The organism is Streptomyces gardneri (assembly GCF_006539185.1).
Lineage (GTDB): Bacteria > Actinomycetota > Actinomycetes > Streptomycetales > Streptomycetaceae > Streptomyces > Streptomyces gardneri.
Map to the genome: position 1 here is coordinate 127452 of NZ_BJMN01000028.1, position 20627 is coordinate 148078.

22 protein-coding genes are annotated in these 20627 nt (G+C 72.9%); 18 read left to right on the forward strand and 4 right to left on the reverse strand.

The genetic code is table 11. The features are described from left to right. Window positions 1-262: 262 nt before the first annotated feature. The 15 genes from SGA01_RS21965 to SGA01_RS22035 all read left to right on the forward strand — a co-directional run bounded on the left by SGA01_RS21965 (window position 263) and on the right by SGA01_RS22035 (window position 12865). Window positions 263-1291: a LuxR C-terminal-related transcriptional regulator gene (locus tag SGA01_RS21965; protein WP_141298134.1), complete on the forward strand. Its 1029-nt coding sequence runs from the start codon at window positions 263-265 to the stop codon at window positions 1289-1291. Continuing rightward, window positions 1288-1989: a pyridoxamine 5'-phosphate oxidase family protein gene (locus SGA01_RS21970; protein ID WP_141298135.1), complete on the forward strand. Its 702-nt coding sequence runs from the start codon at window positions 1288-1290 to the stop codon at window positions 1987-1989. Before SGA01_RS21965 ends, SGA01_RS21970 begins: the two co-directional genes overlap by 4 nt. Window positions 1990-2103: 114 nt before the next feature. Continuing rightward, a complete protein-coding gene (locus tag SGA01_RS21975) occupies window positions 2104-2976 on the forward strand; it encodes a diiron oxygenase (protein ID WP_055642732.1) in 873 nt (290 codons plus the stop codon). Then, window positions 2973-3812 carry a class-II aminoacyl-tRNA synthetase family protein gene (locus SGA01_RS21980; RefSeq protein WP_141298136.1) on the forward strand — a complete coding sequence of 280 codons (840 nt, stop codon included), beginning with the start codon at window positions 2973-2975 and terminating at the stop codon, window positions 3810-3812. The genes SGA01_RS21975 and SGA01_RS21980 overlap by 4 nt, the downstream gene beginning before the upstream one ends. Next, window positions 3809-4288: a holo-ACP synthase gene (locus SGA01_RS21985; RefSeq protein ID WP_141298137.1), complete on the forward strand. Its 480-nt coding sequence runs from the start codon at window positions 3809-3811 to the stop codon at window positions 4286-4288. The genes SGA01_RS21980 and SGA01_RS21985 overlap by 4 nt, the downstream gene beginning before the upstream one ends. After that, window positions 4285-4518, forward strand: coding sequence for a phosphopantetheine-binding protein (locus SGA01_RS21990; RefSeq protein ID WP_024755837.1), 234 nt, complete (start codon window positions 4285-4287; stop codon window positions 4516-4518). The genes SGA01_RS21985 and SGA01_RS21990 overlap by 4 nt, the downstream gene beginning before the upstream one ends. A 21-nt stretch (window positions 4519-4539) precedes the next feature. After that, the gene (locus SGA01_RS21995) at window positions 4540-5364 is read left to right on the forward strand and encodes a class I SAM-dependent methyltransferase (protein ID WP_141298138.1); all 825 of its coding nucleotides are present in this window, start codon (window positions 4540-4542) and stop codon (window positions 5362-5364) included. Beyond that, window positions 5364-6338: a 3-oxoacyl-[acyl-carrier-protein] synthase III C-terminal domain-containing protein gene (locus SGA01_RS22000; protein WP_141298139.1), complete on the forward strand. Its 975-nt coding sequence runs from the start codon at window positions 5364-5366 to the stop codon at window positions 6336-6338. The genes SGA01_RS21995 and SGA01_RS22000 overlap by 1 nt, the downstream gene beginning before the upstream one ends. Beyond that, window positions 6338-6604 carry an acyl carrier protein gene (locus tag SGA01_RS22005; protein ID WP_055642736.1) on the forward strand — a complete coding sequence of 89 codons (267 nt, stop codon included), beginning with the start codon at window positions 6338-6340 and terminating at the stop codon, window positions 6602-6604. The genes SGA01_RS22000 and SGA01_RS22005 overlap by 1 nt, the downstream gene beginning before the upstream one ends. Next, on the forward strand, window positions 6601-7467 hold the full coding sequence (locus SGA01_RS22010) for a hypothetical protein (protein WP_141298140.1): 867 nt from the start codon (window positions 6601-6603) through the stop codon (window positions 7465-7467). Before SGA01_RS22005 ends, SGA01_RS22010 begins: the two co-directional genes overlap by 4 nt. Before the next feature lie 206 nt (window positions 7468-7673). Then, a complete protein-coding gene (locus SGA01_RS22015) occupies window positions 7674-9044 on the forward strand; it encodes a condensation domain-containing protein (protein WP_141298141.1) in 1371 nt (456 codons plus the stop codon). Further along, window positions 9044-10096 (forward strand): polysaccharide deacetylase family protein, encoded by a 1053-nt coding sequence (locus SGA01_RS22020; RefSeq protein WP_141298142.1) that lies wholly within the window; start codon window positions 9044-9046, stop codon window positions 10094-10096. Before SGA01_RS22015 ends, SGA01_RS22020 begins: the two co-directional genes overlap by 1 nt. A 6-nt stretch (window positions 10097-10102) precedes the next feature. Continuing rightward, entirely contained in the window at window positions 10103-11407 is a 1305-nt protein-coding gene (locus SGA01_RS22025) for an MFS transporter (RefSeq protein ID WP_141298143.1), read from the forward strand. A 67-nt stretch (window positions 11408-11474) separates the two neighbouring features. After that, window positions 11475-12113 carry a 4'-phosphopantetheinyl transferase family protein gene (locus SGA01_RS22030; RefSeq protein WP_141298144.1) on the forward strand — a complete coding sequence of 213 codons (639 nt, stop codon included), beginning with the start codon at window positions 11475-11477 and terminating at the stop codon, window positions 12111-12113. Between the two features lie 47 nt (window positions 12114-12160). Further along, on the forward strand, window positions 12161-12865 hold the full coding sequence (locus SGA01_RS22035; protein WP_141298145.1) for a pyridoxamine 5'-phosphate oxidase family protein: 705 nt from the start codon (window positions 12161-12163) through the stop codon (window positions 12863-12865). A 26-nt stretch (window positions 12866-12891) separates the two neighbouring features. On the opposite strand, the gene SGA01_RS22040 is transcribed toward SGA01_RS22035, so the two are convergent. Together SGA01_RS22040 and SGA01_RS22045 are read right to left on the reverse strand one after the other, a co-directional pair. Beyond that, window positions 12892-13806, reverse strand: coding sequence for a sigma factor-like helix-turn-helix DNA-binding protein (locus tag SGA01_RS22040; protein WP_229918247.1), 915 nt, complete (start codon window positions 13804-13806; stop codon window positions 12892-12894). 96 nt (window positions 13807-13902) lie between these two features. Beyond that, window positions 13903-14289 (reverse strand): DUF6479 family protein, encoded by a 387-nt coding sequence (locus SGA01_RS22045; RefSeq protein ID WP_141298146.1) that lies wholly within the window; start codon window positions 14287-14289, stop codon window positions 13903-13905. 141 nt (window positions 14290-14430) lie between these two features. Here SGA01_RS22045 and SGA01_RS22050 point away from each other — a divergent pair, with 141 nt between their 5' ends. Continuing rightward, window positions 14431-14940 carry a SigE family RNA polymerase sigma factor gene (locus SGA01_RS22050; protein WP_055642744.1) on the forward strand — a complete coding sequence of 170 codons (510 nt, stop codon included), beginning with the start codon at window positions 14431-14433 and terminating at the stop codon, window positions 14938-14940. 69 nt (window positions 14941-15009) lie between these two features. Then, window positions 15010-16335, forward strand: coding sequence for a hypothetical protein (locus SGA01_RS22055; protein ID WP_141298147.1), 1326 nt, complete (start codon window positions 15010-15012; stop codon window positions 16333-16335). A 110-nt stretch (window positions 16336-16445) separates the two neighbouring features. Here the strand turns inward: SGA01_RS22055 and SGA01_RS22060 are convergent, their stop codons facing one another. Both SGA01_RS22060 and SGA01_RS22065 read right to left on the reverse strand, forming a co-directional pair. Further along, window positions 16446-18137 carry a bifunctional 3'-5' exonuclease/DNA polymerase gene (locus SGA01_RS22060; protein WP_141298148.1) on the reverse strand — a complete coding sequence of 564 codons (1692 nt, stop codon included), beginning with the start codon at window positions 18135-18137 and terminating at the stop codon, window positions 16446-16448. A gap of 56 nt (window positions 18138-18193) precedes the next feature. Further along, the gene (locus SGA01_RS22065; RefSeq protein WP_141298149.1) at window positions 18194-19438 is read right to left on the reverse strand and encodes a helix-turn-helix transcriptional regulator; all 1245 of its coding nucleotides are present in this window, start codon (window positions 19436-19438) and stop codon (window positions 18194-18196) included. 177 nt (window positions 19439-19615) lie between these two features. Between SGA01_RS22065 and SGA01_RS22070 the strand changes: the two genes are divergently transcribed. Next, window positions 19616-20578 (forward strand): NADP-dependent oxidoreductase, encoded by a 963-nt coding sequence (locus tag SGA01_RS22070; protein ID WP_141298150.1) that lies wholly within the window; start codon window positions 19616-19618, stop codon window positions 20576-20578. Window positions 20579-20627 lie beyond the last annotated feature (49 nt).

Consider the following 20627-nt stretch of genomic DNA (forward strand, 5'->3'; position numbering starts at 1 on the left):
GCGACCGGCAGAACCGTAGGTCAGGGGCGGTGCGGGCGGTCCTCCGGGAGCTTCCGGTCCTCTGGTCGCGCTGTAGGAGCCCGCCCAGGCCGGAATCGTACGGTGGCCGCACCGGAAGGCCGTTCCCCGTGCCGATTCATGAGGTGACACGTTGCCACAGCTCACGTTGGCCTTCGCGGCCACCCCGTGCCGAGCGCGTTCCGGGACCCTCCCCTTCGGTCATGTCCACAGACCGCACCACCGCGCGATCAGAAAGGTGACGATGGAATCCCCGGCACAGACCTCACGTCAGGAAGCCCGGCTCGCAGCCGAGGTGAACGAGTTCGTGGTCGCGTTCTACGAACGCACCATCGGACGTGCCGACTTCAGCCCGTCCGGGATCGCCGAGGAGCTGGGCGCCCCGCGGCAGCGCGCCGAGCAGGCGGTCGGCGTGCTGCGCGAGTTACGCCTGGTCAAGCCTGCGGAGGGCAGCGCGGACCGGTTCGTCGCGGTCAGCCCCGAGGCCGCCCAGATGGAGCTGCTGGTCCCCCTGGAGCGGGAGATCCTCGACAGCCGCCACCGACTCGAAGGATTCAAGGGGCAGTTGAGCTCCTTCGTGACGGCCTTCGAGAAGCAGTCCAGGACCCGGGCCGAAACGGTGGTGATCACCGAGGACCGCGAGGAGATCGAACTGCGCCTCCTGGAGGCCGCTCAGGGCTGCACCACCGAGGTGCTCGTGATGCAGCCCTGTGTGGCCCGCGAGACCAGTGAACTGCGGCTGGCCCGTCCGCTCGTCCTGGAGGCGGTACGGCGCGGTGCGCACGGCCGCATCCTCTACCCCCACACCGCCCGCGGCGACTCCGACACCCGCGCGCACCTCGGCGAACTCCTGCCCGCGGGCGGACAGGTGCGCACCACCAACGAGGTGCGCGACCGCTTCCTGGTCTTCGACCGGAAGACGGCCTTCATCCCGGCCGGCGAGGGCGACGCGATCGCCGTCGTCTACGACGGCGCGGTCGCGGCCTTCCTGGCCGGACTGCACGCCCGGGTCTGGGAGTCCGCCTTCGACTTCGACTCCGGCGCGGCCGGCTACGCGGGGACGATGGGCGACCTGAAGGCGACCCTGCTCGACCTGCTGGCCTCCGGTGCCAAGGACGAGGTGATCGCGCGCCGGGTGGGCATGTCCGAGCGGACGCTGCGCCGCCATGTGGCCACGATCATGCAGGACTTGTCGGCCTCCAGCCGCTTCCAGGCCGGGGTGCTCGCCGCCCGGACCGGTCTCGTCGACACGGCCCTGAGCGGTGCCGCATGAGCCGTTACGACCGCCTCGCGTACACCTCGTCGGTGCGCCGGGTCCAGGAGGAGATGGGCAGCGCCACGGCGACCGACCGCCGTCTGCGGCAGCCGGTCGAGGAGGCCGAGCCGCTCACCGCCTCCGCGGCCGCCTTCATCCGGAGCCTCGACGGCTTCCTGTTCGCGAGCGTGGGCGAGACCGGCTGGCCGTACATCCAGTTCCGGGGCGGCCCGCCGGGGTTCGTCCACGTCCTCGACGAGCACACCCTCGGCTATCTGGACGTCCGCGGAAACCGGCAGTACATCACCACCGGCAACGTACGCGGCAACGACCGGGTCGCGCTCTTCTTCATCGACCACGCCCGCCAGACCCGCCTCAAGCTCTTCGGCCATGCCACCGCCCTGTCGATCGGCGACGCCGCCGGTCTTGGCGGCCCGGCCGCCGAGCTCGTCGAGCGCCTGGAATCGACCCGTACCGAGGGCACGGTCGAGCAGCTCGTCACCATCCGGGTCGAGGCCTTCGCCTGGAACTGCCCCAACCACATCACCCCCCGTTTCACCCGGGGCGAGGTCTCCGAGGCCATGGCCCCCACCCTGGACCGTCTGGCCCGCCTCGAGCAGGAGAACGCCGCCCTGCGCGCGGAACTGTCCCGCCGTCCGTCCGAGCGGCCCGACGATCGACCTGCTGACCCGACCGGCGACCGGCCCTTCGGCTGACCGTTCGCCCGCTGACCGAATTCGGCAGCCTGTTTCGGTCCTTGAGGGATCCTCCAGTCGGAATCCATTCTGGATTCAGCAAAGAGCCCTCGAAGCGAACGGAGACATCGCGCGATGGTCAGCGAAGTGATCGACCGAAACGATCGGTTCCGGGGAATCCTGGACCGGCTCGCCACGAAGTCGATCGACGACTACTACAACCCGTACCGGCTCTTCGAGTGGCCGGACCGACTGCCCGAGGACATGTGGTGGATGAGCCCCGAGCTCACCACCACGTACGGGACGGAATGGGCCGAGAAGCTCACTCCGCAACAGCTCCACACGCTTTCCAAGCACGAGAGCATCAATTTCTACAGCCTCAATGTGCACGGTATCCGGGAACTGCTCATCGAAGTGGTCGCCCGGATTCACACCGCGGGTTTCGAGACGCCTTCGGAGTTCTTCCACCATTTCATCGGTGAGGAGAACGAGCACATGTGGTTCTTTGCCGAATTCTGCCTCCGCTACGGCAAGAAGATCTACAAGCAGCCGGCCGGCGGCGCCGAGGTGGCCGGCTCCTCGGCCAAGGTCCAGAGCCTGCTGGTGTTCACCCGCATCCTGATCTTCGAGGAGCTGGTCGACCACTTCAACTCGCTGATGGCCGAGGACGAGCGGCTGCACGAGACCATCCGCGGCATCAACCGGATCCACCACCAGGACGAGTCCCGGCACATCGCCTTCGGCCGCGAACTGGTCGGCCTGCTCCACCAGGACCTGAAGGAGACGGCCACCGAGCAGGAACTGGACGAGATCTCCTCCTACCTGCGCCGCTACCTGAAGCACAGCTTCGACTCGCTCTACCACCCGCAGGTCTACCGCGACGCCGGCCTGGAGAACCCGCACGAGCTGCGCCGGTCCCTCATGGAGTCGCCGGCCCGGGCCGAGGCCGAGCTGCGGACCTTCCGCAAGACCGCCAAGTTCCTCGAGAAGACGGGACTCATCCGATGAACCGCCTGACCGGGAGCGACGGCGCGCCCGCACTCGCCATCCTCGGGCCGCCGGCCACCCGACTCGTGAAGGAGCTGGACCGCGTCTTCACCGGCTGGGGCACCGAGGCCGGCGCCGAGGAGATCAGCGCCCCGCCGCTCTTCCCGGTGACCGACCTGGAGAAGTTCGACGTCTACACCAACTTCCCCCAGCTCGCCTGGGTGGCGGGCTCGCTCGACCTGACCGAGGACCAGTTCAAGCCGGTCGACGGGCGGTTCGGGCCCGGGGCGGTCACCGAGGCGCGGTACGGGCTGCCGCACGCCACCTGCTACGGCGCGTACCTCTTCCACGAGGGGAACCAGGTCGCCGACGACACCCTGGTGACCCTGGTCAACCGCTGCTTCCGCAACGAGGACCACTACGGCGGGCTGCGCCGCCTCGCCAGCTTCCAGATGCGCGAGATCGTCGCCATCGGCAGCTTCGAGCACACCCAGCAGGTGCTGGCCCGCTTCACCGAGCGGATCCAGTCCTTCGCCGGCACGCTCGGGATCGACCTGGGCAAGGTGCCGGCCGGCGACCCGTTCTTCCGGAACGACAACGGCCGCGCGCTCCTGCAGAAGCTCAGCCCGGTCAAGTACGAGTTCCAGTACGGCGACCTGGCCATCGCCTCCGTCAACACCCACCGCAACTTCTTCGGCGAGCGCTGCGCCATCCGGCTGGAGTCCGGCGAGCACGCCTACACCTCCTGCGTGGCTTTCGGGCTCGAACGCTGGATCGCCGTCCTGACCGAGCACTTCGGGGAAGACCTCGACGCCGCGCTGACCGCCGTACGCGCCGCCGCAGCCGACCCGTCGTGAACCAGCCCCTGATCGGCGTCGACCTCGTGCCGCTCTCCCGGGTCGACGAGCTCCTCGATCCCGGCATCGGGCCGCTGCTCAGGAAGTACCTCTCCCCCGAGGAGCTGACCGTCTCCCGGACTCCGGACGGCGCACCCGACCAGTCCAGGATCGCCGGCCGGCTGGCCGCCAAGGAGGCCGTCTTCAAGCTCCTCGGCGCCGTCGGAAGGCCCGTCCCCTGGCAGGGCATCGAGGTCCTGCGCGGCCCCGGCGGGCGGCCCGGGATCCGGCTCTCCGGCCGGGCGGCCGAGCTGGCCCGCGCCGCCGGGCTCGGCCCGATCGACGTCAGCATCAGCCACGACGCCGGCTTCGCGATCGCCGTCGCGACGTCCTCCTCCGCCCGCTCCGCCCCTTCCCTCCCCGCTCCTTCCCACCCCGCCACCTCTCCCGATCACTCCACCTCGCAGCAGTCAGCGACTCCGAAGGGAATGCCATGAGTTCCGCAGGTATCGACAAGGTCCGGGACTGGATCCTCGGCCGTCACCCCGAGCGCACCGAGCTCGCCGCCGATGTCGACCTCATCGAGAGCCGGCTCGTCGACTCGCTCGCCTTCGTCGAGCTCGTCTACACGATCGAGGACGCCGCGGGCGTCGAGATCGACTTCGACAACATCGACATCGAGGACTTCCAGACCCTCGCGACCATCGAGAAGGCGTTCTTCGCCTGATCCCGAGGAGGGATCTTCACCATGGATGCAGTCTCGTACACCGCACAGTGGATGGCCGCCGCCCGCTACCTGGAGTCCCAGCGGGAGGACGCGCTCTTCGTCGACCCGCTGGCCAAGGACCTTGCCGCGCCCCGGGGCTTCGAGCTGATCGACCGCTACGAAGGCGGCGGTCTGCTGCCGTTCATCTCCATCCGGACCCGGTTCCTGGACGACGCCATCAAGGACGTCCTCGCCGAGGGCGGGATCCAGCAGGTCGTGCTGATCGCGGCGGGCATGGACACCCGGGCGTTCCGCCTCGACTGGCCGGAGGGCACCCAGGTCTTCGAGGTCGACCACGCCCTCCTGATCGCCGAGAAGCGCCGCCGCCTCGACGCCCTCGGGGCCGAGCCGCGCACCGACCGGCGCGAGGTCTCCGCCGACCTCACCAAGGAGTGGATGCCCGACCTGGAGGCGGCCGGCTTCGACCGCACCCGCCCGACCCTGTGGGTCGCCGAGGCGCTGACCTTCTTCCTCACCGAGGAGCAGGCCGCCGGACTGCTCCAGCTGCTCGCCTCGGCCTCGGCCCCCGGCAGCCACCTGGCCTTCGACATCCTCGGCCGCGCCCTGCTGCGCAGCCCGTTCTCGAAGCGCTGGCTGGACACCCTCGCCGCCGACGGCACGCCGTGGATCTTCGGTACCGACGAGCCCGAGGAGTTCCTCACGGCGAACGGCTGGAAGACCACCGACCTGCGTGAGCCCGGCCAGCCCGGCGCCGGCGAGGGCCGCTGGCCGTACGAGGTCCAGTCGCGGGACCGCCGGGGCGCCAACCGGCTGTGGCTGATCCGCGCCGAGATAGCGACGGCCTGATGGGTCGGCCGACCACGGAGCGCCGGATCACCCTGGAGCGGATCGAGTCGTACCTGCCCGAGCGCAGCGTACGGATCGAGGAGCTGGGCGAGCGGCTCGGCCTGCGCCGGGCCGACCTCGGGGTGTTCCGGAAGTTCTACGGCCTGGACACGCTCCGCTTCGACCCCGAGCTGCCGCTGCTCGACCTGCTGCGGCCCGCCGCGCGCGGCGCCCTGGACGCCCTTCCCGAGGGCGGCCGGGTGGACTACCTGGCGTACGCCCACGTCACCCAGGCCGTGGCCCCGGCCGACGTGGACATCGCCCAGGAGGTCGGCAAGGACCTCGGGCTCACCGACACGGAGGCCTTCGGCCTCAGCCACCAGGCCTGCGTCAGCAGCCTGGGCGCCATCGAGGTGCTCGGTGAACTGCTGCGCGCGGAGGGCGCCGAGGGCGCGTACGCCCTGATGGTCACCGGCGAGCAGGCGTACTCGCCGATGGTCCAGCTCGTCCCCAACACCTCGATCATGGCCGACGCCGCCGCCTCCTGCCTGATCACCCTGGACGGCGAGGGCGATGTCGTCCGGTCCTTCGCCACCCGGACCCTGGGCGAGTACGCCCAGTGGCTGGAGCTGACCGCCGACCAGAACACGCAGTTCGGGGAGCAGTACGGCAACAGGATCGCCGAGGTCATCCACCAGGCGGTGGCGGAGGCGGGGCTGACGCTCGACGACGTCGACCTGGTGATCCCGCACAACGTCAACAAGCTGGCCTGGCGGCAGACCATCAAGGTGCTGGAGGTGGCGCCGGAGAAGGTCTTCCTGGACAACGTCCCGCGCTTCAGCCACACCTTCGCCTCGGACGTCTTCGTCAACTACACCACCCTGCGGGACTCGGGCCGTCTCGTGGACGGCGCGCACTACCTGCTGGTCTCCGTCGGCCTGGGCGCCACCTTCGGCGCGATGGTGATCACCCACCGTGCGGGGGGCGAGGAGTGATGGAACGTCAGGAAATCCTGCTCGTCATCGAGAAGGCCCTCAGCGAGGTCCTGGAGCGGCCGGTCAGCGGGCTCACGGAGGAGACCGCGCTCTTCGACGAGCTCCAGCTCGAATCCATCGCCGTCCTGGGTCTCCTCATGACCGTCGAGGAGGCGACCGGCATCGCGGTCGACCCGGACGAGCTCGACATCGACCACCTGCGGACCATGCGGTCCTTCGCCGACTACGTCGAGGCCGCACTCCGCGAAGCAGAGGGGACGTCATGAGCGGACTCGCCGTCCGGGCCGCCGCGGCGGTGCGCTCGCCGGAGGGCCGGGCACCGGAGGACCGCCCGGCCGCGCTCGACTACTTCCGCGACCTGCTCACTCCCTTCGGGGAGAAGCCGGACGAGGAGCTGCTGAATCGCGGCGCGCACGTCCAGCACCGCGACCTCGTGGATCTGCTCGTCGCCGACGAGGGCGTCGGCCGGAGCAGGCCGGAGCTGCTGGTCGTCACCCACGCCCTGCCGGACGTGGTGCCGTTCACCGCCGTCGCACCGCACATGACCGACCGCCTCGGCGGCCGGGCGGCCAACTTCGCGATCGCCCAGCAGGGCCTGGCCGCGCCCTTCACCGCGCTGCGGATCGCCTCGGCGTACCACCGCGCGGGGCGGGCCGCGGAGGTGGTGATCGCGGTGCTCGAACAGACCACGCTGCCGACGCCCTTCCCGCTGGTCCAGGACACCCCGCTGATCGACTCGGCGGCGGCGCTGGTCCTCGGGGCCGGGGACGGCGAGGGGGCCGGGGGCGGCGAGGGAGCCGCGGCCGGCACCGACGCCGAGGACGGCCTGCGGTTCGTCCGGGCGCACTCGGCCGCTTCGGCGGCGGAGGCGCTCGGCGCGGACGCCCTGGGCCGGGACCTCGGAGAGGACGGCACCCTCCTCGTCCTCGGCCCCTGGGTCACCGGGGACGTCCCGGAAAGCTCCGCCGTGCACCGGGTGGCCCCGGGCAGCTACTGCACCAGCCTCTGGCTGGAGCTGGCCGACCACTGGCAGGAGTGGCGGGAGAGCCACCGGCGGATCGTCCTGTGCGACACGGACCCCCGCTCCGGCCGCAGCCACGTGGCGCTCTTCGCCCGCGGCGAGGGGTAGCTCCCCGCGCGGCCCCGGGGATGAGCCCGTCCACCACGTCCCCGCCGTGGTGGACGGGCTCGCCCCGGTCGGCCGTACGGACGCCCCGTACGCCCCCGCACGTCCCCGTACATCCCCGCACGCCCCGTACACGTCGGGCACGGCCCGGCTTCGACAGACATTCGGACAAGGCAACCGAACCGAACCGAAGGGAAGGTCGGAACACGATGACCACGGCTGAGACGCGGACCATCAGGCTGGACTCCGCGAGAGCCGGCACCGGCCCGGCGACCTGGGGGCAGCGGGCGATCTGGGGTGTCGTCACCCGGCTCGGCGACGACGCCCCCCGCTACAACGTGCCGGTCGACCTCCCCGTCACCCCGCCCCGCCCCGCGTCCCGCGTCCTCGCGGACGTGACGGAGCTGCTCCTGCTCCACGACAGCCTGCACACCAGGTTCCTGGCGGAGGGCGAGGACGGCCTGCGGCAGGTCGTGGACGGGGACGGCGAGCTCCCGGTGGAGATCCGTACGTGCTCCGCCGACCGGGCCGCCGAGGTCGGCGCCGCCCTGCGGGCGGAGCTCGCCGGACGCTCCTTCGACCACACACGGGAATGGCCCCTGCGGGTCGGCCTGGTGGAGTGCGAGGGCCTGGTCCACCGGCTGGTGCTGGTCGGCGCGCACACCGGGATGGACTACTGGGGCCTCGGCCGGCTGCTCCGCGACCTGGAGTCCGTCGAGTCGGGGGAGACCGCCGCCTCGCTGCGCCAGGCACGCCCCTCGCTCCAGCCGCTGGACGCCGCGGAGGTCCAGGCCTCGCCGCTCGGCCGCCGCCGGGACGAGGCGGCCCGCCGCTACTGGTGCGAGCAGCTGACCGCAGGACCCCGGCAGATCTTCCGGAAGCCCGCGGCGCCGGAGCTCGCGGACGATCCGCACCGGATGTTCCCGAACGCGCTGCTGCGCTCGCCCGCGCTGGCGGTCGCCGTCGGGCGGGTGGCGGCGGAGCTCGAGGTGAGCGACGCCGCGGTGCTGCTCGGCGCGGCCGCCCATCAGCTGGCCAGGATGTCGGGGAGCAGCGACGTGCTGTTCCAGGTGGTCGTGGGCAACCGCTTCCAGCCGGCCGCCGCCGCGGCGGTCAGCACGGTGGCCCAGGAGGCCCTGTTCCGGCTCACGGACGCGGACCGGGACTTCGAGGACGCGGTGCGGCGGACGCGGTCCGTCGCCTTCAGCGCGTTCCGCCACGCCTCGTACGACAAGTGGGCGCTGGACCGGGAGGTGGCGCCGCTCGTCGAGAAGGGCGAGGCCGCCGACCACTCGTACTGGTGGAACGACACCCGCGACCCGGGCGTCGGGCCGTTCGACGGCGGCGAGCCGCCGAAGGCCCCGCTGAGCGAGCTGATCGGCCGGACCGAGATCGGCTGGCCGACGGAGTTCCTGCCCCGCAAGAACGTCTCGATGGCCGTGGACGTGCTGACCGCCCCGGGCGCCCTGGACCTCGCCATGACCGCCGACCCGGCGGTCCTCGACCGCGACGGCATGGAGCGGTTCCTGCGCGGGGTCGAGCGGCTGATCGTGGCCGAGGCGATAGCGCTGGGGGACTGATGACGCGGATGTACGCGGGAATCGCCTGGACGGACGAGGGCTACCGGGTCGAGGTCCTGGACGGCGCGGGGCGCCGGGTGGTGGAGCCGAGCGGCTGGAGCGGCGCACAGGCGGCCGAACTCATCGCCTGGCTCCGGGACTTCGACGGCGGACGGGCTCCGGCCGTCGTCCTGGACAGCACCAACGGCCTGCTCGACGGGCCGATGACGGCGGCCGGTCTGGAGGTCTACCGCGCGGATCCCTGGCTGTTGCCGCCGCGGCCGGGCTTCGGCTCCGTCCCGGCCCGGCAGCTGGCGGAGCGGGCCAGGACCGCGCCCGGCGAGCTGGCCCGGGTCACCGCCGAGGGCGGCACGCTGACCGGCCGCGCCGAGGAGTACTTCGACGGCGTGAAGCGCGGCGAGCCGATCGTGGCGGAGCTGACGGCGGCCGGACGCTGCTTCGAGCACGGCCGCCGGGACGTCCCGAAGGTCGCGCTCACCTTCGACGACGGACCCGATCCGGTCTTCACCCGTCAGGTCCTGGACATCCTGGACCGCTACGGGGCCCGGGCCACGTTCTTCTGCGTCGGCCACCACGTCGCGGCGCTGCCCGATCTCGTACGCCGGACCGCCGCCGCCGGCCACGAACTGGGCAACCACTCCTGGTCGCACCCCTACCTGCCCGACCTCACCCCGGAGCAACTGCGCGAGCAGCTCGACCGGACGGCGGACACCGTGGCCAAGGTGACCGGCGAGGAGGCCCCGACCCGGTTCCGGCCGCCCTACGGCGCGCTGAGCCCGGAGGTGCTCGCCGCCCTGGAGGGGTATCCGACCACGCTGACGATGTGGGACGTGGACACCCGCGACTGGGCGAGGCCGGGACCGGAGCGGATCGCCGCGACCGTCCTGGAGTCCGCGGGACCGGGCTCGGTGGTGCTCATGCACGAGGGCGCCGGTGATCGCTCCCAGACCGTGGCGGCCCTTCCGGCGATCGTCGAGGGCCTGCTCGCACGCGGCCTGGAGCTGGTCCCGGTGGCGGAACTCGAAGACGACGATCAACGACCGAAGGGTTGAACAGTCATGGAAGAACGTCTCGCCGAGCACACCGCGGCGGATGCACCCCCGCCGACGAAGGACGGGCCCGGGCCCGACGGGGCACCGCCGGCGGGCTCGCCGCCCTCGGGAGAGCCGGCGATCTGGTCCCGTAACTTCCGGTTCTACTTCACGGCCCGCAGCGCCGGCCTGCTCAGCTGGGCCATGCTGCCGGTCGCGGTCTCGGCCGGTCTGCTCAGCGGCGGGTACGGCCTGGACACCGCCGGCTACTCGATGGCCTTCCTGGTCGCACCGTTCGCCGGTCTGGTCCTGTTCGGCGGGGTGCTCGCCGACCGGTTCACCGCCCGCCGGATGATGATCATCGCGGACCTGGCCAACCTCACCGCCCACATCCTGCTGGCCCTTCTGTTCATCCACGGCATCGACCATCTCTGGCAGCTGTACGGGCTGCTTGTCGTGGCCGGTACGGCGAACGCGCTGTTCCAGCCGGGCGCCTCCTCGACCGTCCCGCTGGTCTCCCGGGACGTGCAGGGCGCCAACGGCGTGCTGCGCACCTCCGAGGCGATCACCGGCCTCGGCGGCCCGGCCCTGGCCGGCGCCCTGGTCGGCTTCGGGTCCACCGGCTGGGTGATGGTGATCTCCGCCGTCGCCTACGGGACCAGCGCGATCTGCCTGTTCGTGCTGCGGCTCGGCGTGGTGCCCGCCCCGCCGGCCGGGCAGAGCCTCTGGCGCAACCTGGCCGTCGGCTGGCGGGAGTTCACCTCCCGCAGCTGGCTCTGGGGCGTCATCCTCATCTGGATGTTCTACGCGGTGCTCTCCTGGGGGCCGCAGCTGTCGGTGGCCGCCGGCGTCATCGTGCCCGAGCACGGCGCGTCCGCCTTCGGCCTCATCAACGCCGCACTGGGCGCCGGCACCATCGCCGGCGGTCTCCTCGCGATCCGCTACAAGCCCCAACGGCCGCTCGCCGCGGGGGCCGTGGCGATGATGGCCTACCCGATCTACCCGCTCGGCATCGTCCTCGGCTGGCCCGTCTGGCTCCTCGCCGTCGCCCAGGTCCTCGTCGGCGCCGGGATCGGCGTCTGGGGCGTCATGTGGGCCACCAGCGTCCAGACCCAGGTGCCGGGCGAGGTGCTGAACCGCGTCCACGCCTACGAGGTCGCGGGATCCGTCGGCATGTACCCGATCGGCAGCGCCCTGGCCGGCCCCGCCGTCGGCGCGTTCGGCACGGACACCGTGCTCCTGGTGGGCGTCGTGGTCTCCTTCCTCACCGCCGCCGCCCTCCTGGCCGCCCGTCCGATACGGACCCTCGAACGTGTACCGGACCGCGTCTGAGCGGCCCCGGCGGCGTGCCGGACGGACCACGTGGGACGTCCGGTCGCCGCACACGCCCACGGAGGGCGTGCACTACCTGGTCCGGCGCAGCGAGGAGGTCCTCGACGCGCTGCCCGTCGCCGCGCCGGACCGCGAGGCCGCCGCGGAACTGCCCCCCTGGCGCGCCCTGGAGCACGCCGCCTCCCGCACCCTGCTGCGGGCTCTGCTGCGGGAGATCGGCGAGGACCTCGGGGGCGGCCCGGTCGCGGCCCGCCCGAGCGGCCGGCCCTACCTCCCCGACCGTCCCGACCTGGGCGTGAGCCTCTCGCACTCCTCGGGCTGGGTCGCCGCGGCCGTCGCCCTGGACCGTGACGTCGGCATCGACGTCCAGACCCCGCGCGCCGTCGGCGACCGCCTGCTGAGGCTGTGCTGCACGCCCGGCGACGCCGAGGCGCTCGCCGCCCTGCCCGAGAGCAGCCGCAGACGGGAGTTCGCCTGGATCTTCACCACGCAGGAGGCCTGCGTGAAGGCCACGGGCACGGGCTTCGCGGGCCGCCCCTGGACCGTCCCGGTGACACTCGGACAGCGAACGGGCGCCTGGGAACAGGTCCGTTGGTGCGCCCCCCGCGACGCGCAACCGGTCCCGGCCGGCTGCGCCTGGACCGGTCCGCGGGGACCGGGCGGGGTGTTCCGACAGGTGGGCGCCGGTGGCGGTGACGGGTTGTGAGCCCGTAGAACACCAGCAGCAACCGGTACGCGGAACGAGAGGGCACCATGAGCGCCACCACAGAAGCCACCGCCGACCCGACGGGCGGCGGAGACCTGGTCGTCACCGAGCGGACCCGGCTGCGGCGCATGCGGGAGAAGGGCAGCCACCGGCGGGCCGATCTGGACGCCGTGCTCGCGGCGGGCTTCGTGTGCCACCTCGGGGTGCCCGTCGACGGGACGACGATGGTCGTGCCCACCGGGTACGGAGTGGACGGCGACCACCTCTACCTGCACGGTTCGGTCGCCAGCCGCAGTCTGGTCCAGGCCCCCGACACGACCGTCTGCGTCACGGTCACGCACGTCGACGGGCTCGTCCTCGCCCGCTCCGTCTTCGAGCACGGCGTCAACTACCGCTGCGCGATGGTCTACGGCATACCGCGGATCGTGACCGACCCGGAGGAGAAGCTGCGCGGGCTGCGGGCGCTCACCGAGCAGAGCTCGCCGGGCCAGTGGGAGTACGTGCGGCAGCCCAGCCGCAAGGAGCTCGCCGCGACCTCCGTCCTCGCGCTCGACCTGACCGAGGCCTCGGTGAAGACCCGGAGCGGCCCGCCGGACGACGGCGACTCCGAGGACGCGGCGCTCGGCCTGTGGGCGGGTGTCCTGCCCGTCGTGACCACCTTCGGCGAGCCGGTCACCGACCCCGTCCTGCCCGAGGACCTCGCGCCGCCCGCGCATGTCGCCTCGCGTGCGGGGCGGGTGCTGGGGGAGTAGGGCGGTCGGTCGGGAGTGCGGGGCGTTCAGGCCGGGGCGGTGTCCTCCGCCGGAGCCTGGACGGTCAGGCGGCTGAGGTGGCCCTCGTCCGCCAGGACGTCCACCGAGGTGATCCGGCCGTCGAGCACAGTGAAGGAGAAGACCGTGCCGGGCCGTCCGCCGCGGCTCAGGACCAGGCCCGCCGCCCCGTCCACCAGGGCCGGGCGGGCCTCCAGGATCCGCCCGGCGAGGGCCGGGGCCACCGCCCCCGCCCCGTGCGCGGGCCGCACCCCGGCCCGTACGGCGGTGGGGTCGGCCCTCAGCGTCACGTCCGGGTCGAGGAGCGCGCGCAGCGCCTCGGAGTCCCCGGCCCGCGCGGCCGCCAGACACGCGGCGACCGTCTTCCGCTGGCGTGCCGGGTCGGGTTCCGGCATCTCCTCGGTGCCCTGCACCCGGTGCCGGCCGTGCGCGGCCAGCTGTCGGGCGGCTGCCGGGGTGCGTTCCAGGATCCGGGCGATCTCTTCGTACGGGACGTCGAACAGGTCGTGGAGGACGAAGGCGAGCCGCTCGGGTGGGGTGAGTGTGTCCAGGGCCGTCAGGAGGGATGGGTCGGGGCCCGCCGGGTCATGCCGGGCGAGGGCCCAGGGATCCCAGGGGGCCGTCCGGTGGCTCTCGCGTGCGCGGAGGCGCTCCAGGCAGTTCCGGGCCAGGGCGTCGAGCACCCGTCCGCCGGCGGTGGGGCGGCGGGCCGTACCCGGTGCCGGCTCCCGTGCAGCACCGGGTACGGACGCCGGTACCGACTCCGGCATCGTCTCGTGGACCGCTTCCCGTACCGACTCGCGTACCGCGTCCCGTACCGCTTCGTCGGCCTCGTCGGACGAGCCGAGCATCCGATACGCCACGGCGTTCAGCCGCGGTTCGCGCTCCTCGGCGCGGGCGGCGAGGCCGTTGTCGTCATCCACGGGTCGTGACCTCCCGGTCAGGGGCGGGGTCGGCGTGCGGCCGTCGCCGGGGCGCCTCAGGGGACGCCCCGGCGCCGGCCGGGGACGTGCACGGCTTCAGTCGCCGTGGCCGGTGCCTCCGCTGCCGAAGCCTCCGCTGGAGATGCCGCCCCACTTGCGCTTCTCCTCGCTCGGCGGGTCCGGTGAGGTCTCGGTGCCGCCGGACTTCTTGAGCTGGTACGGCATGAGGCGGTGCTCACCGTCGGTCTGCGGCATCTCCTCGGGCCTGCGGTACTCGGACATCTCGCCGGGCAGTGCGTCGGTCTCCGGCCGGTGCGGCTGCTCCTCCGGCTTGGGTGTGTCGGACTCGCGGTCGCGGATCCGGAAGCCGAGCCAGACGGCCCCGATGAGGACGGCGACGATGACGAGCCCGCCGATGACCTGTCCGAGACCCGAAGCCCAAACTCCAGCGGCCAGGACCTCTGCTGCGCTGAGAGTGTTCATACTTCAGGATTACCCGATTCCGCTTCTTCGGACCCGTCGGGCGGGGAACCCTTCGAAGATTTCTGAAACATTCCCCCACTCCTGTCGCGTCAATGAGGTGTACGGCGACCACACCACGTGACCGCGAGGGAAAGGAGGGGCATGAGAAAGTCCCGCGCGGACGAGTTCCTGGAGTTCGCCTCCGCACGCACGGGGCATCTGTTCCGTTCCGCATGCCTGCTGACCAGCGGCGACACCCACCTCGCCGAGGACCTCACGCAGGAGACGCTCGGCCGGATGTACGCCATGTGGGGGCGCATGGCACGGATCGGCAACCCCGCCGCGTACGCCCAGACCGTGCTCGTCCGCACGTTCCTCAGCCACCAGAGGCGCCGCTCCGCCACCGAGCGCCCCCTCGGCGAGCTGCCCGACCGCGCACCCGAGAACGGCGAGGACCCGGCACTCCGGATCGCGCTGCTCGACGCGCTGGCGGGACTCGCTCCCAAGGACCGGGCGGTCGTGGTGCTGCGGTACTGGGAGGACCGCAGCATCGAGGAGACCGCCGACGCCCTGCACGTCAGCTCGGCGGCGGTCCGCACCCGCTCCGTACGGGCGCTGGCCAAGCTGCGGCAACGGCTCGGCGGCAACATCGCGGAGTTCGCCACCCGCTGACCCTGCACCCCCGCAGGACCCATCCCTCAGACTTCTCATCACCCACGGACCGGAGACGGTGATCTCGGCATGCCTCAGAACGAAGGTTCCCAGCACGACGACGCCCCGCACGAGGGCTTCGAGGAAGAGCTCGGCGCGGTCCTGCGCAGCACGGGCGAAGGCTTTTCCACCGACGGCCGGCGCGAGCTCGTCGCCGGCGGCCTCACCCGCGGCAAGCGCCGCCTGGTGCGCCGCCGCCTCGCGGTGACCGGCGGCGCCCTCGCGCTCGCCGCCGTCGGCATCGGCGGCGTGTACGGCGGCTCGGTGCTCGGCACCGGCGGGCCGGCGAAGGCCGCCGGCGTGGCCGCGGCTCCCAAGCCGACCAGCGGCACCGCCAAGCCCACGGAGCCGAGCCTGGAGGAGAAGCGGCGCCTGGCGATGCAGCAGGCGGAGATCCCGGTCAAGGACATCGCGGCCGTCATCCAGGCCAACACCCCCGTCGGCCAGTGGCAGTTCGAGGGTCTGGACGGCAAGGGGCAGTCGGCCCTCGGCGTCTACGACGACGGTGACGGCAAGGCCGCCGTCTCCGTCGGCCTCTATCGCTCGGCCGGCGGCGCCGGCGAGGCCGGAGGGGGCCAGGTCGAGTGCCCGAGCAGGGTCCACGTCGACTTCGACAAGTGCACCACCGGCCGGCTGCCGGGCGGCGACCGGCTGATGGTCATCCAGGGGTACGAGTACCCCGACCGGCGCGAGGACACCAAGAACTGGCGCGCGGTCCTGCTCACCAAGGACGGCTTCGTGGTCGACGCGAGCGAGTACAACGCCCCCGCCCAGAAGGGCGCCGCGGTCAGCCGCGAGAACCCGCCCTTCACCGCCACGCAGCTGAAGGCCCTCGTCACGTCCGACGACTGGCGGCCGCTGCTCGAGCAGCTGCCCAAGGTCCCGAAGACGGACGTCGACCCGGGGGCGGCGCGGCCCGGGGAGGCCAGCGGCCCCGAGATCCAGACCACCCTGCGCTCGCTCCTGCCCAAGGGCCTTCGTGTGAAGGACAAGGGCGGGGACTACGGCTACGGCTTCCTGGTCCTCGACGACGGCAAGGGCCAGAGCCTCGTCGAGATCAACGTCCAGCCGAACATGGGGGGCGCGCTCGGCGACCTCTTCGGCAGCGGCGATGTCACCACCCTCCCCGACGGCCGCAAGGTCAAGGTCACCCAGGGGTTCGCGGAGAAGGGCGGCTCCGGTGTCGTCTCGTGGGGCGTCGACACCATGACCCCCGAGGGCTTCCGCGTCGTCATCTCCAGCATGAACGCCGGTGGGCACCGCCAGGACGCCACGCGCGACAAGCCCGCTCTGACGATCGAGCAGCTGAAGGCGATCGCGCTGAGCCCGAAGTGGCAGAAGGCGTCCGCGAAGTAGCACCAGGACGAACGGGGGAGTGAACGGGGGAGGGAGGGGCGGTGGGCCCATGGCGGCCCACCGCCCCTCCCTGCGCGTCCCCCGTGCGTCTACTTGGCGCCCCCGTGTGTCTACTTGGCGTCCGCGTACCGCTCGACCGTCGCCGTCGTGAACGGGAACCGCACCGGCGTCTCCCCGAACGCGATCCGCCCCGCCTCGTCCCCGGCCGCCCTGATCGCGGCCGTGACCGCCTCCGCCTCCTCCGCCGGGCAGTGCACGATCACCTCGTCGTGCTGGAAGAAGACCAGCTCCGCCCGCATCCCCCCGAGGGCGCGCCGCAGTGAAGCCAGCATCAGCAGCGCCCAGTCGGCGGCGCTTCCCTGCACGACGAAGTTACGGGTGAACCGGCCCCTCGCCCGGGCGTTCCCCGAGGCGTACCCCGGGACGAACTCCCCTTCCGTCACCGCCGGTTCGTCGCTCTCCTGAGGCAGCCCGGCCTCGTCGTCGTCGCCCGCTCCCACCGCTTTCGGGCTGGTCCTGCCGAGCCAGGTCCGGACGAGCCGCCCCTCCTCGCCCGCCTTCGCCGCGTCGTCGACATACGCCACCGCGCGCGGGAAGCGGCGCCGCAGCGCCGCCAGGTTCTTCAGGCCGTCACCGCTGGTCTGTCCGTAGATCGCGCCGAGCAGCGCGATCTTGGCGTGGTCGCGGTCGCCGGAGAAGGCCCGGTCCGACAGGCGCGTGTACAGGTCGTCGGGGTGCCCCGCGACCTCCATCAGGCCCGGGTCCCGGGAGATCGCGGCGAGGACGCGCGGCTCCATCTGGTCGGCGTCCGCGACGACGAGCCGCCAGCCCTCGTCGGCCACCACGGCCCGCCGGATCACCTTCGGGATCTGCAGCGCCCCGCCGCCGTTGGTCGTCCAGCGCCCGCTGACCGTGCCGCCCGGCAGGTACTCCGGCCGGAAGCGGCCGTCCCGCACCCAGTCGGCCAGCCACGACCAGCCGTGTGCCGTCCAGATCCGGTACAGCTTCTTGTATTCGATGAGCGGCTTCACCGCCGGGTGGTCGATCTCCTCCAGCTCCCAGCGGCGGGTCGACTTCAGCCGGATGCCGGCCTGCTGGAAGGCCTTCACGACGTCGGCGGGCAGATCCGGCCTGACCCGGCGCCCGAAGGCCGCGGACACCTCGTCCGCGAGCTCGGCGAGGCGGCGCGGCTCGCCCCCGCCCGCGTACCGCTCGCCGAGCAGCTCGTGCAGCAGCTCCCGGTGCACGTCCGCCCGCCACGGCAGCCCCGCCCGGTGCATCTCGGCGGCGACCAGCATCCCCGCCGACTCGGCGGCCGTGAGCAGCAGCATCCTGCCCGGGTGCTCGGCCCGCTCGTGGCGGCGCAGCTGCTCCGCGTAGACCGCGAGGACGCCCTCGAAGGGCACGGAGACCACAGGGCGCGGCTCGAAGAGCGAGTCCTGCGAACCGGGCTCGGCGGCGCGCTGCGGCGGGTCGGCCGGCACCGGAGCGTTCCGCAGGCGCGCCCAGGCCGCCGCCGCCGAGCGGGGCTCCCCGAGCCGCCCCTCGTGCCCGAGGAGGAGCTGCTCGGCGTCCTCCACGTCGTAGCACCGCTCGACCCGCACCCCGGCGGCGAGCAGCCGCGGATAGACCTCGGCCGTCGACCGCCACACCCAGCGGGCCACCTCGGGGCGGGCGCGCACGGCGGCCACCAGGTCCGGCTCGCGCCGCACCTCCCCGGCGGGCAGCCCGTCCTGGCCGAGGGGCACGAGCAGCGCCCCGTCCCCCTCGGCCTCGGCGGCCAGCGCCCACCTCTCGCTCATGGGTGCGAGTCTGGCACCCGCCACTGACAGTGCCGGGTCACGACATCAGCGGACCGCTACGCCGCCGCGTGGAAGAGCGCGGCGGCCTCGCCGCGCGAGTCGACGCCCAGCTTGTTCAGGATGTTCGCCACGTGGAACTTCACCGTCGACTCGCTGATGTGCAGCTCCTCCGCGATCCGTCGGTTCCGGTGGCCGAGTGCCAGGTGCCGCAGCACCTCCACCTCCCGCTCGCCGAGCCCGGTCAGCGGGTGCGCTGCCTCGACCGGCGCCTCCGGGGTCGCCAGCGGGACCACGGCGGTGATCGTCGTGCCCCAGCCGGGCACCGCGTCCATGTCGAGCCGTCCGCCGAGCACGTCGAGACGGTCCCGGATGCTGCCCGCCCCCAGGTCGCACGGGGCCAGGGCGCCCGCCCCGTCGTCCCGCACCGAGGCCCTCAGCTCGTGCTCGGTCAGCTGCCAGCCGACGTGGACCCGGCGCACGGAGTCCTGCTCCAGGACGATCAGGAGCAGCGCGCGGACGATCGCCCGCGCGCTGTGCGCCACGTCCGCGGCGAGCGAGCGGTCCGAGTCCGGCGCACCCAGGTCGAGCCGGACCGCGCTGTGCCGCAGCATCGGCCGCAGCTCGCCGGCGAGCCGCTCGAAGGCGTCCCCCGCGGGTTCCTCCGCGAGCGTCCGGTCCCGCCGCTGCTCGGCCCGCATCTCGATCAGCGTGGTGGCGGCCAGGTCGGTCGCGGTCGCCCGGGCCGTCGTGTCGTCGAGGGCGCGGCTGCGCAGCACCCCGAGGACCCCGGACAGCGCCGCCGCGTGCGCGGTCGACAGCTCCGCGATGACCCGGGCCCGGGTGTCGGCCGCCGCGCGCGATCGGGCCAGGGCGCCCGGCAGGGCCTCCGTGGCGAACCGGTCGAAGTGGCTGGTCACCAGGTTCCACAGGGCCTGCGCCACGGCCAGTTCGGCCGCTCCCGCCGGGGCGGCGCCGTCCTCCCGTACGAGCACGAGGACCGCCCCGCGCCGGGTCGCGTCGCTCTTCACGGCGACGACCTCGCGCGCCCGGCCGCCGATCGTTGCGACGCCCTGCCAGGGGTTCCCCGGGACGCCCGCCAGGAGCAGCGGGGTCAGTTCGGCGGCGGTCAGCAGCTCCGTGCCGCCGAGGGCCTTGAAGGGGGAGTGCGCGCAGTGCGTGGAGAGTTCGGCGGCGTCCACGTGCGGGATCAGGGGGGCGAGGGTGGCCGAGACCTTGGGGAGGATCTCGCCGAGCGGCTGCCGGAGGATCTCGTACGCGGTGGTCAGGGTGAGCGCGTCCATGCGGTTCAGCGTACGGGGGGAGGGGGCGGGCCCGGCCGGTCTTTCGGACAGGTGGGACTGGCCGTTGGGAGGGCGGGGAGAGGAGGGGGCGGGGCGCAGGCTTGAGCACATCGAGGAACGCAACGAAGGAACACATCGGGCACCGCACGGTGTGAACGGGCAGCGCTGGAGGCTGAGATGGAAGCGATCGTGTACGAGGAGTTCGGCGGCCCCGAGGTGCTGCGCCACGCGACCGGCGTCGCCGTGCCGGAGCCGGGACCCGGCGAGGTCAGGGTCAGGGTGGCGGCCGTGGGCGTCAACCCGGTGGACTGGAAGCGGCGTTACGGCTGGGTCGAGGAGTTCTACCCGACGACCTTCCCCGCCGTCCCCGGCCTGGAGTTCGCCGGCACCGTCGACGCGATCGGCGAAGGCGTCGAAGGCTCCGGCGAGGGCTCCGGCGAGGGCTTCCCCGGCCTGGCCGTCGGCGACGAGGTCCTCGGCTGGACGAAGACCGGCGCCTACGCCGAGTACGTCATCGCCGGCATCGTCGCACCCAAGCCGGCCGAGCTCTCCTGGGGGGCCGCCGCGAGCCTGCCGGTGGCCGGGGAGACCGCCCAGCGGGTCCTGGACCTGATCGGCGTACGGGAGGGCGAGACGCTCTTCCTGCACGGGGCGGCGGGCGTCGTCGGCTCGGTGGCCGTCCAGCTCGCCGTCGCGGCCGGGATCACGGTCGTCGGCAGCGCCTCGGAGTCCAACCACGCCTACCTGCGGGAGCTCGGCGCGATCCCGGTGGCGTACGGGGAAGGCCTGGCCGAGCGGGTCAGGGCCGCCGCGCCGGACGGCGTCGACGCCGTCTTCGACGCGGCCGGCCACGGGGTGCTGCCGGTGGCCATCGAGCTCCTGGGCGGGGAGGGGACCGCGGACAAGCGGCGGATCGCGACGATCGCGTCGACGGACGCGGCGGAGTACGGGATCACCTTCTCGGGCGTCGTGGGCGACCCCGACGCCGTGCGCGCCGCGCTCACGGCCCAGGCCCGGCAGGCCGTGGAGGGCACCCTCGCGGTCAGGATCGCCGACACGCTCCCTCTCAAGGAGGCGGCCCGCGCGCAGGAGCTGAGCGAATCGGGCCACGTCCGGGGGAAGTTGGTCCTGCTTCCGTAGGATCCGCGGTCGGGGGAGGGCGAGAAGATCCCTCCCCGGTGAGACCGGA

What these genes read in the sequence shown, in the direction of transcription:
- SGA01_RS22010 (WP_141298140.1), top strand. Translation starts at nt 6,601, where the DNA reads ATGAGCGGACTCGCCGTCCGGGCCGCCGCGGCGGTGCGCTCGCCGGAG.
- SGA01_RS21990 (WP_024755837.1), top strand. Translation starts at nt 4,285, where the DNA reads ATGAGTTCCGCAGGTATCGACAAGGTCCGGGACTGGATCCTCGGCCGT.
- SGA01_RS21970 (WP_141298135.1), top strand. Translation starts at nt 1,288, where the DNA reads ATGAGCCGTTACGACCGCCTCGCGTACACCTCGTCGGTGCGCCGGGTC.
- SGA01_RS22035 (WP_141298145.1), top strand. Translation starts at nt 12,161, where the DNA reads ATGAGCGCCACCACAGAAGCCACCGCCGACCCGACGGGCGGCGGAGAC.
- SGA01_RS21980 (WP_141298136.1), top strand. Translation starts at nt 2,973, where the DNA reads ATGAACCGCCTGACCGGGAGCGACGGCGCGCCCGCACTCGCCATCCTC.
- SGA01_RS21965 (WP_141298134.1), top strand. Translation starts at nt 263, where the DNA reads ATGGAATCCCCGGCACAGACCTCACGTCAGGAAGCCCGGCTCGCAGCC.
- SGA01_RS22000 (WP_141298139.1), top strand. Translation starts at nt 5,364, where the DNA reads ATGGGTCGGCCGACCACGGAGCGCCGGATCACCCTGGAGCGGATCGAG.
- SGA01_RS22050 (WP_055642744.1), top strand. Translation starts at nt 14,431, where the DNA reads ATGAGAAAGTCCCGCGCGGACGAGTTCCTGGAGTTCGCCTCCGCACGC.
- SGA01_RS22055 (WP_141298147.1), top strand. Translation starts at nt 15,010, where the DNA reads ATGCCTCAGAACGAAGGTTCCCAGCACGACGACGCCCCGCACGAGGGC.
- SGA01_RS22020 (WP_141298142.1), top strand. Translation starts at nt 9,044, where the DNA reads ATGACGCGGATGTACGCGGGAATCGCCTGGACGGACGAGGGCTACCGG.
- SGA01_RS21995 (WP_141298138.1), top strand. Translation starts at nt 4,540, where the DNA reads ATGGATGCAGTCTCGTACACCGCACAGTGGATGGCCGCCGCCCGCTAC.
- SGA01_RS22005 (WP_055642736.1), top strand. Translation starts at nt 6,338, where the DNA reads ATGGAACGTCAGGAAATCCTGCTCGTCATCGAGAAGGCCCTCAGCGAG.
- SGA01_RS21975 (WP_055642732.1), top strand. Translation starts at nt 2,104, where the DNA reads ATGGTCAGCGAAGTGATCGACCGAAACGATCGGTTCCGGGGAATCCTG.
- SGA01_RS22015 (WP_141298141.1), top strand. Translation starts at nt 7,674, where the DNA reads ATGACCACGGCTGAGACGCGGACCATCAGGCTGGACTCCGCGAGAGCC.
- SGA01_RS22025 (WP_141298143.1), top strand. Translation starts at nt 10,103, where the DNA reads ATGGAAGAACGTCTCGCCGAGCACACCGCGGCGGATGCACCCCCGCCG.
- SGA01_RS22070 (WP_141298150.1), top strand. Translation starts at nt 19,616, where the DNA reads ATGGAAGCGATCGTGTACGAGGAGTTCGGCGGCCCCGAGGTGCTGCGC.
- SGA01_RS22045 (WP_141298146.1), bottom strand. Translation starts at nt 14,289, where the DNA reads ATGAACACTCTCAGCGCAGCAGAGGTCCTGGCCGCTGGAGTTTGGGCT.
- SGA01_RS22060 (WP_141298148.1), bottom strand. Translation starts at nt 18,137, where the DNA reads ATGAGCGAGAGGTGGGCGCTGGCCGCCGAGGCCGAGGGGGACGGGGCG.
- SGA01_RS22065 (WP_141298149.1), bottom strand. Translation starts at nt 19,438, where the DNA reads ATGGACGCGCTCACCCTGACCACCGCGTACGAGATCCTCCGGCAGCCG.